This window comes from Flavobacterium sp. YO12 (assembly GCF_004119495.1).
Taxonomy (GTDB): Bacteria; Bacteroidota; Bacteroidia; order Flavobacteriales; family Flavobacteriaceae; genus Flavobacterium.
The window spans coordinates 1-12,272 of sequence record NZ_NRQU01000056.1 but is presented as its reverse complement, the minus strand read 5'-3'; the positions used below and the strand labels follow the sequence as shown (position 1 = coordinate 12,272).

Annotated in this window: 11 protein-coding genes; 8 read left to right on the top strand and 3 right to left on the bottom strand. The window is 33.8% G+C overall.

Features of this window, described 5'->3' with window-relative positions; genetic code table 11:
- The first annotated feature begins 137 nt into the window (after positions 1–137).
- From BOW55_RS16110 to BOW55_RS16095, 4 genes are all read left to right on the top strand, one after another.
- Positions 138–452: a hypothetical protein gene (locus tag BOW55_RS16110; RefSeq protein ID WP_089058561.1), complete on the top strand. Its 315-nt coding sequence runs from the start codon at positions 138–140 to the stop codon at positions 450–452.
- A gap of 25 nt (positions 453–477) precedes the next feature.
- Complete coding sequence (locus BOW55_RS16105) at positions 478–1,038, top strand: 2'-5' RNA ligase family protein (RefSeq protein WP_129024945.1); 561 nt, start codon at positions 478–480, stop codon at positions 1,036–1,038.
- Between the two features lie 170 nt (positions 1,039–1,208).
- Positions 1,209–2,132: an AraC family transcriptional regulator gene (locus BOW55_RS16100; RefSeq protein ID WP_129024944.1), complete on the top strand. Its 924-nt coding sequence runs from the start codon at positions 1,209–1,211 to the stop codon at positions 2,130–2,132.
- Positions 2,133–2,281: 149 nt separating this feature from the next.
- Positions 2,282–3,046 carry an SDR family NAD(P)-dependent oxidoreductase gene (locus BOW55_RS16095; protein ID WP_129024943.1) on the top strand — a complete coding sequence of 255 codons (765 nt, stop codon included), beginning with the start codon at positions 2,282–2,284 and terminating at the stop codon, positions 3,044–3,046.
- Between the two features lie 132 nt (positions 3,047–3,178).
- Here the strand turns inward: BOW55_RS16095 and BOW55_RS16090 are convergent, their stop codons facing one another.
- From BOW55_RS16090 to BOW55_RS16080, 3 genes are all read right to left on the bottom strand, one after another.
- A complete protein-coding gene (locus tag BOW55_RS16090) occupies positions 3,179–3,652 on the bottom strand; it encodes a PepSY-like domain-containing protein (protein WP_129024942.1) in 474 nt (157 codons plus the stop codon).
- A 92-nt stretch (positions 3,653–3,744) separates the two neighbouring features.
- Positions 3,745–4,443, bottom strand: coding sequence for a LytTR family DNA-binding domain-containing protein (locus BOW55_RS16085; RefSeq protein WP_129024941.1), 699 nt, complete (start codon positions 4,441–4,443; stop codon positions 3,745–3,747).
- The gene (locus tag BOW55_RS16080; protein WP_089054061.1) at positions 4,443–5,480 is read right to left on the bottom strand and encodes a sensor histidine kinase; all 1,038 of its coding nucleotides are present in this window, start codon (positions 5,478–5,480) and stop codon (positions 4,443–4,445) included. Before BOW55_RS16080 ends, BOW55_RS16085 begins: the two co-directional genes overlap by 1 nt.
- Before the next feature lie 162 nt (positions 5,481–5,642).
- Here BOW55_RS16080 and BOW55_RS16075 point away from each other — a divergent pair, with 162 nt between their 5' ends.
- The 4 genes from BOW55_RS16075 to BOW55_RS16060 all read left to right on the top strand — a co-directional run.
- The gene (locus BOW55_RS16075) at positions 5,643–7,028 is read left to right on the top strand and encodes a TolC family protein (protein WP_129024940.1); all 1,386 of its coding nucleotides are present in this window, start codon (positions 5,643–5,645) and stop codon (positions 7,026–7,028) included.
- 12 nt (positions 7,029–7,040) lie between these two features.
- Complete coding sequence (locus BOW55_RS16070) at positions 7,041–10,331, top strand: efflux RND transporter permease subunit (protein WP_129024939.1); 3,291 nt, start codon at positions 7,041–7,043, stop codon at positions 10,329–10,331.
- A 116-nt stretch (positions 10,332–10,447) separates the two neighbouring features.
- Positions 10,448–11,536: an efflux RND transporter periplasmic adaptor subunit gene (locus BOW55_RS16065; RefSeq protein WP_129024938.1), complete on the top strand. Its 1,089-nt coding sequence runs from the start codon at positions 10,448–10,450 to the stop codon at positions 11,534–11,536.
- A gap of 283 nt (positions 11,537–11,819) precedes the next feature.
- Positions 11,820–12,272 (top strand): reverse transcriptase domain-containing protein (locus BOW55_RS16060; protein ID WP_206733614.1); only part of this gene is annotated, 453 nt, incomplete at its 3' end.

The window sequence follows — 12,272 nt, the reverse complement described above, 5'->3', positions numbered from 1 at the left end:
CACAATGTTGTAATTAAAAATAAGTACGAATTCTAAATAAAAAATACGTAATAAACTAATATACAAGCTGATTTCTTGTCCTAGATTAAGTTACCATTACCTTTATACTCGTAAATTTGTTATCTAAATAAAAGATTATGAAAACTCTCGAATTCTTGCTTTTGGGTAAAAACGAAGAAATTCTAGCTATTTTGCTTCGTCTCGTAAATGCCGATGAAAATTGGAATGCTATCGCCTTCAATAATGAAAAAGAAGCTCAGGAGTACTTTCTAAATCACAAAATCGACATTGTACTTTTAAGTTCTGGAATCGAAAACCATATCGAGAAAGAATTCACTTCTTTTTGCTTAAAAAAACAACCCGAAGTTGAAGTAATTGAGCATTTTGGAGGAGGAAGCGGTTTATTAAAATCTGAAATTCTCCATCGATTACATTTAAAAGGAAAGCTATAAATTTGTAATAATTTAAAGCCTCAAAATGGAAAAAACGTATTCAGTTGTATTTTATTCTAAATCAATAATTGAGCCCGTTAAAAAGTTAAAAGACTTTTTAAGAAGTAAAATCGAATGGTATAACAGCTGTAATTCTGAAGCGCACATTACAATTTGCGAATTCAAAATTGATGAATCTCAATTGGATTCAATCAAACAAAAGCTTTCTAAAATTTCTGACACTTTTACGCCTTTTAAAGTATCATTAGATCATTTTGATTCTTTCCCAAATAGCGGTGCTTTTTTTATTGGCGTAACCAAAGATTCAAAAAACAATCTTGTGCCCATCATGAAAAAAATTCATGAAACATTAAAGTCATTAAATCTTAAGAAAAGTGATAATCCGCATTTATCAATAGGAAGAAGATTAACTCCAGAAAATCTTAAAATTGCTTCTGAACTATTTACAGAAATTGATCTTCAATTTGAATGTAATGAGATTGTTCTTAGAGAATTTGATCCAAAAGCAAAACAGTTTTTTGTAATTGATGCTTTTCCTTTTGGAAGTAATCCAGAACCTGAGTTTGTACAGGGAAGTCTTTTTTAATTATTCAGTAATTTTTAATCTTTCCCCAATCCCGCGTGTGATTTCTCGTTCCTCGAAATGACATAAAATGCGTGTATGTTTTGCGAACCTTGCGAAAAACCTTGCGCTCTTCGCGGTTAAGTTCACGAAACTTATTTTTCGTATATTTGAATTTCGCAATTCATCACGATATGAAAACCCTAGATTCATTTTATCAGGATATTACCGAAGGTTCAAATGTGAATCCTGCTTCGCTGCTGCCAAATGATATTCAAAAAGAAATTGGACATTTTAATGTTTTTGACATTAAAGAACTTTTAGAACGTTTGCAGGGAAAATCGGTTATGCCTTATGACAGAAGAGCTTATTACAAAATAAGTTTAATAAAAGGGAATAACAGGGCTGAATATGCCGACAAAATAATCGATATCGAAAAACAGGGTTTATTATTTGCAACACCCAAAATTCCATACAATTACCTTCCACAAGACACCAATCAATCAGGACAGTTTTGTGTTTTTACCAGCGAATTTCTATCTAAAAACAAAAGTGGAATTGATCTTGACGAACTTCCAATTTTTGCTTCAGACGGTTATCCTATTTTTCAGCTTTCAGACGAAGAAGTTTCAGAAGCTGAATTGATTTTCAACAAAATACAAAAAGAAATCAACTCTGATTATATTTACAAATATGATTTAATCCGAAATTATGTTGCTGAATTGATTCATTTTGGTCAAAAATTACAACCCATTTCGGCTCTTTATTCTAAGCACAATTCTGCTGCACGAGTTTCGTCATTATTTGCTGAATTATTAGAAAGGCAATTTCCTATAGAATCCCCGCATCAACGATTAGAGTTAAGAACTGCAAAAGACTTTGCCGCACGACTATCTGTACATGTAAATCATTTAAATAAGGTTTTAAAAGAAAGCACAGGAAAAACCACAACTGAATTAATCAGTACGCGATTAACAAACGAAGCCAAAATCCTTTTAAAACAAACAGACTGGAATGTTTCTGAAATTGCCTATTCGCTTGGTTTTGAAGAATTAGCTCATTTTTCTAATTTCTTTAAAAAGCAAACTTCTTTAACGCCTTTGGCTTTTAGGAGTTAGTTGTTGTGTTTCACGTTTCAAGTTTGGAACTTAAAAAATTAGAAATTACTTTTTTGATTTGAATTTTGCAAACATCGATTTGATATTTACAATTCTCCAAATCTGCCCCGCTCCTATCTTTGCAGTATCAATTTAAAACAAATATAAAAATGGCAATACAAACAAAAATAGCTTTGGTTACAGGCGGAAGCAGAGGTTTAGGAAAAAACATGGCAATCGCAATTGCAAAAAAAGGAATCGATGTAATTATAACTTACAACAGCAAAAAAGATGAAGCTGACTTGGTTGTAAAAGAAATCGAAAATTTAGGTCAAAAAGCTGCTTCTCTTCAACTAAACGTTGCAGATAATGCAAGTTTTGATGCTTTTTTTAAAGAAGTACAGACTGCTTTAAAAAGCACTTTCAAAACTGATCAATTTGATTTCTTGGTAAACAATGCTGGAATTGGAATTCACAATTCATTTATTGGCACAACAGAAGCTGAATTTGATCAATTGACCAATATTCAGTTTAAAGGTCCTTTTTTCTTAACTCAAAAAGCACTGAATATAATGAACGACGGAGGCGGAATCGTAAATATTTCAACTGGCTTAACAAGATTTTCATTTCCTGGTTATGCAGCATACGCATCTATGAAAGGGGCCGTTGAAACCTTAACTAAGTATCAGGCGAAAGAATTAGGCGAAAGAAAAATTAAAGTAAATGTGGTCGCTCCCGGTGCTATAGAAACCGATTTTGGCGGCGGCGCGGTTCGTGATAACGAGCAATTAAATAAAAATATAGCGAGCGTAACGGCTTTAGGAAGAGTTGGTCTGCCGGACGATATTGGCGCAGTAGTTGCTTTTTTATGCACCGAGGAGGCACGCTGGGTAAACGCACAACGAATTGAGGTTTCTGGCGGTATGAATTTGTAGTTTAACTCACAACTCTAAATTAATTGTAAAACTGTTCAGTCTTTTAATTAATCTAAAAAACAAAACCCGATAAGCTTTAAAATCTTATCGGGTTTGTCGTTCTAAATATAATTGAATTAGTAAGTAAACATTTTAGTTTTTTTCGATGCTCACATCAAAACCTCCGTTTTTATCAAAAACAAGATCATAAAATTTTCGCTCTTTTTCTACTCCAACTTCATAGGTCGTTACATTTTTATAGTCTACAACTACCGCAATTTCTTTTATTGCTTTTGACTGATAATTTTTCTTCAGATAGTTTTGTGCCTTCAACGGCAATTGACTTAACGGAATTTGCTGTTCAAATGCTTTTAGTATTCCTAAATTATCATAAATCGCAAGAGCTTTAATATTCTTATCAGTATTAAATTTAGCTTCATATCTAATTTCATCATCATCATCTCCAACATAATTGAGTGACCAAACTGCTTCTTTATTTGGATATTCCTTTTGAAAAGTAAACAACACTTTTTCTGGCGGTGTCACAATCTTGTTTTCAGACAATCCATTCTGAGCAATCAATAAACCGCTGTACAAAAAGAGCATTACAAGCAAAACATTCTTCATACTTCCTCAGTTTCAAATTAAAAAGCCATAATATAACCGTATTAAAATTACTACTTTTAATCAAACTTTAAACAAAATATTATTAACAATTTTTACTTTTTTAAACGATCTGAAAGTTCTCTCTTATAAGTAATGCCTATTGGAAGCCTTTCATTTTTAATCCTAACAAAATCTTTTTCAGTACTGTCCACTTTATCCAAAGCCACAATGTAAGATTTATGTATTCGTATAAAATTCTTTTCCGGCAGGCATTTTTCAAGTTCTGTTGTTGTGATTGAAGCTAAATAAGTTCGCTTTTGAGTATGCAGTTTTACGTAGTTTCCAAAACTCTGCGCAAACAAAAGCTGATCTAATTCTATATCAATAAAATAACCGTCAACTTTTACATTTAGAGTATCAATAACAATCTCTTCTTCTTTTCCTTTTATATTTTCTGTAGAGAAAAAGCGTTCAACTGCTTTTAGAAATCTCGGAAAATAAATAGGCTTCAGCAAATAATCAATTACTCCATAATCATAACTTTCCAGTGCAAATTCAGAATAAGCAGTTGTTAAAATAGTTTTAGGATGATTCGGAATTATTTTGAGCAATTCCATTCCAGAAATTTCGGGCATATTGATATCTAGAAACATCAAATCGACTTTGTTTTCTCTTAAAAAGTCCATCGCTTCAATGCCGTTATAACCTTGAAAAACCAATTCTAATTGCGGATTCTGCTTAATATAATTCGCCAAAACATAATGTGCTGCCGGCTCATCATCAACAATTATACACTTTTTTGGATCTTTCATTACACAAACTTTTTCAGCTGCAGTTTCAAATCGACTATATACGTATTCTTTTCTTCCTGAATATCGAGTTTATAGTTTTTTCCATAAATCAAATTCAGCCTTTCGATTGTGTTTTTTAAACCAATTTTGGTTGAAACAACATCAGTTTTCTTCGTTGGAATAGAATTTACTACATGCAGATGAAGATCTCCTTTTTCGACCGTAATAAAAATCCTTACGAAACACTTTTCAATGGCGCAGGTACCATGTTTAAATGCATTTTCGATAAAAGCAATTAAAAGCATTGGCGAGATTTTATAGGCATTCTCATTATCGATTTTGCAATCGTAAGTAACATCACAACGATACCCTACTCGTTCTTTTTCGAGCTGCACATAGCTGTTTATAAACTCCAGTTCATCTTCTAAAGACACACATTGTTTACTATTACTTTCAAGCTGATAACGCATTAATTGCGAAACCTTCATAATTAAATCCGGCGTTCTATCAGGAAACTCCAGACTAATTCCGTAAAGCGTATTGAAAGTATTAAATAAGAAATGCGGATTCAATTGTCCTTTTAAAGAGTTCAACTGCATTTGATTAAAAAGCAATGCTTCATCCGTTCTTCTTTTATGAATTCTATAAAATTTGAAAACAATAATTGGACTTAAAATACAAACTAATGTTCCCAAAACGCTTGCGAGTTGATAAACATAACTTCGTTGATGCGAATTTTGATATAAACGACAATTATTAAACATATCTAAAGTTGTAATCTCATACAAAACGATTGAGAAAACGACAACTCCAAAAAGCGTTAATAATATATAGGTAACTGGTCGACGGGTTTTAAATAATATTGGAAGAAGAAAAAAACGATTAAACTGGGCGTGCAGGTAAAGAATCAGATAGAAAAAAATCCCCATTAAAATGGATGCCATAGAACTAAACAACATCCAATCGTTTTTTAACGTATAAATGGTAAAAGAAAAAGCGACGACGGCAATTTCCTGCCACCATTTATTATCCACTATACTGTCAAACTTCTCGTTCATTTTTAAAACTTAAATTGGATACAAAGTACGGACAAAATTTTAATTATTATTTCGTAAAAATGACCAATTGAATTTGTCATTTATAATTGCAGTACATCACTTAACCTGACTTTTATCAGTTCAAGGTAAATAAATTTGTTCTATAATTTCACACTTGAGTTTATGTATTTCAAAAAAATTACTTTATTATTTTTCTTGATTTTTGCCTCGATCGGTTACTCTCAAACCTTGTCTTTAAAAGAAGCGATAAAAACAGGGCTTGAAAACTACGGTTCGATTCGAGCAAAAAACAATTACACGAATGCTTCAAAAGAGACTTTAAAACAATCTCGTCGTGATTATCTGCCTAACTTGAATTTATCGGCTCAGCAAGATTACGGAACTGTAAACGGGCAAAACGGACCGCTTTATGGTTTTGGAGGACTTGGAGTTGCTTCGTCTGGACTACCGCTTCCGCAACAAAACTGGAATTCGGCATTTGGAGCACTTTATTTGGTCAACATGAACTGGGATTTTTTCACTTTTGGAAAAACACAGGAAAAAATCAACCTGTCTAAAATTGATGTTCAGGCCAAGGAAAAAGATTTAGAACAGGAAAAATTCCAACAGGAAATCAAAATTTCTGCCGCTTATTTAAATCTATTAGCAAGCCAAAGATTATTGATTTCGCAGCAAAAGAATTTAAGCCGTGCAGAGGTTTTCAAAAAAACAGCTGTTGCAAGGGTTAAAAACGGATTATTAGCCGGCGTAGATTCAACATTAGCAACTGCCGAAGTTTCGAAAGCTAAAATTGCTTTGAATCTTGCAAAGAATTTCGTGAAAGAACAGAATAATAAATTGGTCGATTTAATGGGTGTTGCGCCTCAGGATTTTGTTGCAGACACGCTTTTTGTAACTCAAATTCCAAAAGAACTTGTAAAAGAAAACACTGCAACAGACAGTCTTCATCCTTTGTTGCAATTCTATAAAACTAAAATCGATTACAGCAATCAACAGGTAAAATTATACAAACGCTTTTATTATCCAACTATGAGTGCTTTTGGTGTTTTGCAAACCAGAGCTTCAGGATTTGAGAATAGTTATGCAACAGATCAACATGCTTTCAGCAGAAATTATTGGGATGGCGTAAATCCAGATCGCAGTAATTATTTGGTTGGAATTGGAATTACATGGAATTTAACAACTCCTTTTAGATCAAGCAAACAAGTAAGCGCTCAAAAATTTGTTTCGCAAGCTTTGCAGGAAGAATACAATCAGGCTGATAGAGAATTGAAATCGCAATTGACATTTGCCGAAGATAAGATCAAAATTACCATGGATAATTATGTCGAAGCTCCTATTCAGGTCGATGCGGCAAAAAGAGCTTACATTCAAAAATCGACTTTATACAAAAACGGCTTAACCGATTTAACAGATTTGACGCAAACAATTTACACTTTAAACCGTGCCGAAATCGACCGAGATATTGTCAACAATAATGTATGGCAGTCGTATTTATTGAAAGTGGCTGCAACGGGCAATTTTGACTTATTTATAAATGAATTTTAATTATAGATCCTAATGAATTTAATACGTTTTGCACTCCGCAAACCCATCTCCATATTAGTATTGGTTGCGGGTCTATTTTTCTTCGGAATTGGTGCCATCAAAGACATTAAGGTAGATATTCTGCCAAAAATGAACTTGCCGGTTATTTATATTGCGCATCCCTTTGGAGGTTATACTCCAGACCAAATGGAAGCTTATTTTGCCAAGACTTATGTCAACATTCTGCCTTTTGCCAATGGTGTAAAATCAGTAGAAACCAAAAATATTCAAGGGTTAATGATTATGAAATTAACCTATTATGAAAACACAAATATGGCGCAGGCTGCAGCCGAATTAAGTTCACTTTCGAACAGGATTCAAGCGGCATTTCCTCCCGGAACACAGCCTCCGTTTATCATTCGTTTTGATGCTTCTTCACTGCCAATTGGTCAATTGGTTTTGAGCAGTAAAATCAGATCAAATAACGAATTACAGGATTTAGCCAACGTTTATGTTCGTGCTTCGTTTACTTCGATTCCAGGTTTATTATCGCCGGCACCATTCGGCGGAAGCCCACGAACAATTGAGGTAAACGTTGATCCAGATTTATTGCGTTCGCACAATATGACACCCGATCAAATTGTAGAAGCGATTCGTGTTAACAATCAAACGGCTCCTTCTGGAAACGTGAGAATGGGCGATAAAAACTATATTACACCAACTAACAATACAATTAAAGAAGTTAAAGATTTTGAAAACATTCCGTTATTTAAAGGAAGCGTTCAAAACTTAAAATTAGGCGATGTTGCCACCGTAAAAGATGGTGCCGATATTACGCAAGGTTATGCATTAGTAAACGGAAAACGCTCAGTTTATATTAGTATTGCAAAAGCGGGAGACGCTTCGACTTGGGATGTGGTTCAGAAATTAAAAGCTGAACTTCCAAAGATTCAAAGTACATTACCCGAAGATGTAAAATTATCTTATGAATTTGATCAATCTGTTTATGTAATCAATTCCGTTAAAAGTTTAATTACCGAAGGAATTATTGGAGCTGTTTTAACGGGTTTAATGGTTTTATTATTCCTTGGAGATAAACGTGCCGCATTAATTGTAATCTTAACCATTCCTATTTCGATTATTTCGGGAGTTTTATTCTTGAAATTGTTCGGACAAACTATCAACTTAATGTCTTTAAGCGGATTGGCGCTGGCAATTGGAATTTTGGTTGATGAAAGTACGGTTACAATCGAAAACATTCACCAGCATCTCGATATGGGAAAACCAAAAGCACTTGCCATTTGGGATGCGTGTCAAGAAATTGCATTGCCGAAATTATTGATCTTGCTTTGTATTCTTGCCGTTTTTGCGCCAGCATTTACAATGGTTGGTATTCCAGGAGCTTTATTCTTGCCTTTGGCTTTAGCCATTGGATTCTCGATGGTAATTTCATTTTTGCTTTCGCAGACATTTGTGCCCGTAATGGCAAACTGGTTAATGAAAGCACATCCAAAACATGAGCACACGCCAGAAATTACAGATGATGAAGCCGAATTTAATGCCTGCGGTTTAACACCAGAATCTGAAAAAGATTTAATCAGCCAGAAAAAAGTAATGGTTGAAAGAGAAGATACCAATCAAGACGGAAAAATAAGTGCTTTTGAGCGTTTTAGAGTCCGTTTTATGAGAACTCTAGATCGATTGTTTGTTCATAAAAAAGCAACGAGTATTGTTTATCTGGTTTCTGCAACAGTTTTAGCTATTGTGTTACTTACTTTTATTGGAAAAGATGTTTTTCCAAAAGTAAATTCAAGTCAGTTTCAATTAAGACTTCGTGCTCCAGACGGAACGCGTTTGGAACGAACAGAGGAACAAGCCGTAATTGTTTTAAAAGAATTGAAAAAAATAGTTGGACCAGAGCATATCGGAATTTCTTCTGTTTATGTAGGGCAGCATCCGTCTTTATTCTCTATTAATCCAATTTATTTATTCATGGCTGGCTCGCATGAAGCCGTTTTTCAGGTAAGTTTAAAAGATTATCACGTTGATATGGATGATTTTAAAGATGACTTTAGAGCACGACTTAAAAAAGTACTGCCAGACACTAAAGTTTCTTTTGAACCAATCGAGTTAACGGATAAAGTATTAAGCCAAGGTTCTCCTACTCCTATTGAAATTAGAATTGCAGGAAAAGACAAAAAACGAAATGAATTATACGCCAATCAAATTGTCGATAAACTAAAAGCGATTTCGTATTTCAGAGACGTACAAATTGGTCAGCCTATTCATTATCCAGCAATGAATATTGATATTGACAGAACGCGTGCTGCAGAACTTGGAGTAGATATGAATGATATTTCACGTTCTCTTGTGGCTTCGACTTCATCATCTCGATATACCGAAAAAAATATGTGGGTTGATGAAAGAGCCGGATTATCCTACAACGTTCAGGTTCAAGTACCATTGAATCAAATGAAAAGTAAAACGGATATGGGAGAAATTCCGTTATTAAAAAATTCGCTTCGTCCTGTTTTGAGCGACGTTGCAAAAATTACACCCGGCTTTGTAAGCGGTGAAAATGACAATTTAGGGGCAATGCCATACATTACAGTTACAGCAAACATCAATCAAACCGATTTGGGGACGGCAGCGAAAGATGTTTCTGTAACAATTAAATCTTTAGGAGAACTTCCTCGTGGTTTGTTCATTAATCCTATTGGTTTAAGTAAAGTATTGGAAGAAACATTAAGCAGTTTGCAAGTAGGATTATTGGTTGCCATTTTTGTAATCTTCTTAATGTTGGCCGCTAATTTCCAGTCATTCAAAGTATCGCTGGTTATTTTAACAACAGTTCCTGCGGTGGTTTTAGGAGCCTTAATTATGCTGACATTAACAGGCTCAACTTTAAATTTACAGTCTTATATGGGAATTATTATGTCTGTAGGAGTTTCGATTGCAAATGCTGTTTTATTGGTTACCAATGCAGAACAATTGCGAAAAATAAACGGCAACGCATTAGAATCAGCGCGTGAAGCTGCAGCACTGCGCCTTCGTCCAATTATTATGACATCCGTTGCGATGATTGCGGGAATGTTACCAATGGCAATTGGTCATGGCGAAGGAGGCGATCAGGTTTCTCCGTTAGGGCGTGCAGTTATTGGCGGTTTATTATTCTCGACTTTTGCCGTACTATTAATTCTGCCGCAAATATTTGCCTGGGCACAAGAAAAAGCATCGACACAATCTGTTTCTTTAGATCCAGAAGACGAAGAAAGCATCCATTATATCTCATCATTAAATAAGCCGAAAGTCATAAAGTCATAAAGTTGGAAAGTCGAAAGTCGAAAGTCTTAAAGTCTAATCGTGGTGAAAAAACTTCGATAACTTTTATCCTTTACGCTTTTTTATAAAACAAGGCAATAATCATATAAAACCAAAAAATGAACACTAAAATTATAAAATATAGCCCGCTGTTTTTTGCAGCATTATTTTTCCTGAACAGCTGTAATTCAAAAAAAGAAGAAACCGCTGCGGCAGAAATCGAACCTAAAACAGAAACGTTTCTTTTAGAAAAAGAAAAGCTGACTACTGAACTGCGTTTACCTGCTGAATTAACAGGTTTCCAGCAAGTAGATTTATATGCAAAAGTGAGCAGTTTTGTAAAAACGCTAAAAGTCGATATTGGTTCTAAAGTTACAAAAGGACAGCTTTTAATTGTACTTGAAGCACCAGAAATCAGTTCGCAATTGGCTGCAGCCGAATCGAGATTAAAATCGATGGAAGCCATTTATGCTACAAGCAAAAGCACTTACAATCGTTTGTACGAAACAAGCAAAGTTGAAGGAACGATTTCTAAAAACGATCTTGAAATGGCAAGCGGAAAAAAGAACTCTGATTACGCACAATTACAAGCGGCAATTGCGGCGCATAAAGAAGTCGCAATTATGAGAGGATATCTTGAAATTCGTGCTCCTTTTGATGGTGTTGTAGCAGCCAGAAATGTCAATTTAGGAACATTTGTCGGGCCGGCAGGAAAAGGTTCAGATTTACCGTTATTAACGATTCAGGAACAAAGTAAATTGCGTTTGGCAGTTTCTGTTCCAGAATTATACACAGGATATTTACACAATGGTGAAGAAATGAGTTTTAATGTAAAGTCTCTTCCTGATACTTTTACCGCTAAAATTACAAGAATGTCTGGTGCTTTAGATTTAAAACTACGTTCTGAACGTGTAGAAATGGACGTTCACAACACAAAAGGAAATTTATTACCCGGAATGGTTGCCGAAGTTTTACTACCATTAAATGCAAAAGACAGCACATTTGTAGTTCCAAAATCAGCGGTGGTAAATGCAGCCGAAGGCGTTTTTGTAATCAAAGTACTTAATCACAAAGCAACAAGAGTTAACGTAAAAAAAGGTAGAGAAATCGACGATAAAATCGAAATATTCGGTGATTTAAATCCAAAAGATAAACTGGTAAAAATTGCCAGCGAAGAAACTAAAGAAGGAGATACTATAAACGAATAACCTGCGTTTTAGTCTTCATTTTAGTGATTACCAAAAACTGTACGCATTTTTAGGAATGCAAAATTAAAAAAATTTGCATTAGGACAGCTCTCTATTTGAAGGGCTGTTTTTTTATTTAACAAAACAGGTAAAAATACGTAATTATTTAGATTCATAATTTGATACTTTTGGTAAAGTAAATTTCTTTCCAAGAAATAGAAATCCATAGAAAAAGTTATTTCAAAAAAAATTATATTTTTACTCTAATGCATAGTACAAACATAAATAACGAAAAACAAATTATATGGATATAAATCAATATTTTGATCTTGAATATTTAAAAAATCTTTTTTTTTCAAAAATTAGAAAGTCAAAATCTAAAGGAATTGATAAGACGTCTGTTCAACATTTTGAATCAAATTTAGAAGAAAATCTTAATCAAATTATTGAAAAAGTTCTATCAGGAAATTACAAATTTTCTCCCTATTTAGAAATCCTAAAATTAAAAGGAAGAAACAAAGTTCCTCGCATGATTTCTATTCCTACTGTAAGAGACAAAATGGTCTTACTTGTCATCAAGGAAATTCTTCATGCTATGTTTGAAAATAGTGTAAACAGAAAACTTCCAAACAACTATATCAAAGATATAAAGAAGTTTCTTCGAGAAACCTCTGAAGAAAAGTTTTATTTAAAAATTGATCTAGAGAAATTCTATGATACTATTAACCATGATATTTTAATTTCTAAACTGAATGAC

Coding starts and splice junctions, on each gene's coding strand:
- BOW55_RS16110 (WP_089058561.1), top strand. CDS start 138: ATGAAAACTCTCGAATTCTTGCTTTTGGGTAAAAACGAAGAAATTCTA.
- BOW55_RS16105 (WP_129024945.1), top strand. CDS start 478: ATGGAAAAAACGTATTCAGTTGTATTTTATTCTAAATCAATAATTGAG.
- BOW55_RS16100 (WP_129024944.1), top strand. CDS start 1,209: ATGAAAACCCTAGATTCATTTTATCAGGATATTACCGAAGGTTCAAAT.
- BOW55_RS16095 (WP_129024943.1), top strand. CDS start 2,282: ATGGCAATACAAACAAAAATAGCTTTGGTTACAGGCGGAAGCAGAGGT.
- BOW55_RS16090 (WP_129024942.1), bottom strand. CDS start 3,652: ATGAAGAATGTTTTGCTTGTAATGCTCTTTTTGTACAGCGGTTTATTG.
- BOW55_RS16085 (WP_129024941.1), bottom strand. CDS start 4,443: ATGAAAGATCCAAAAAAGTGTATAATTGTTGATGATGAGCCGGCAGCA.
- BOW55_RS16080 (WP_089054061.1), bottom strand. CDS start 5,480: ATGAACGAGAAGTTTGACAGTATAGTGGATAATAAATGGTGGCAGGAA.
- BOW55_RS16075 (WP_129024940.1), top strand. CDS start 5,643: ATGTATTTCAAAAAAATTACTTTATTATTTTTCTTGATTTTTGCCTCG.
- BOW55_RS16070 (WP_129024939.1), top strand. CDS start 7,041: ATGAATTTAATACGTTTTGCACTCCGCAAACCCATCTCCATATTAGTA.
- BOW55_RS16065 (WP_129024938.1), top strand. CDS start 10,448: ATGAACACTAAAATTATAAAATATAGCCCGCTGTTTTTTGCAGCATTA.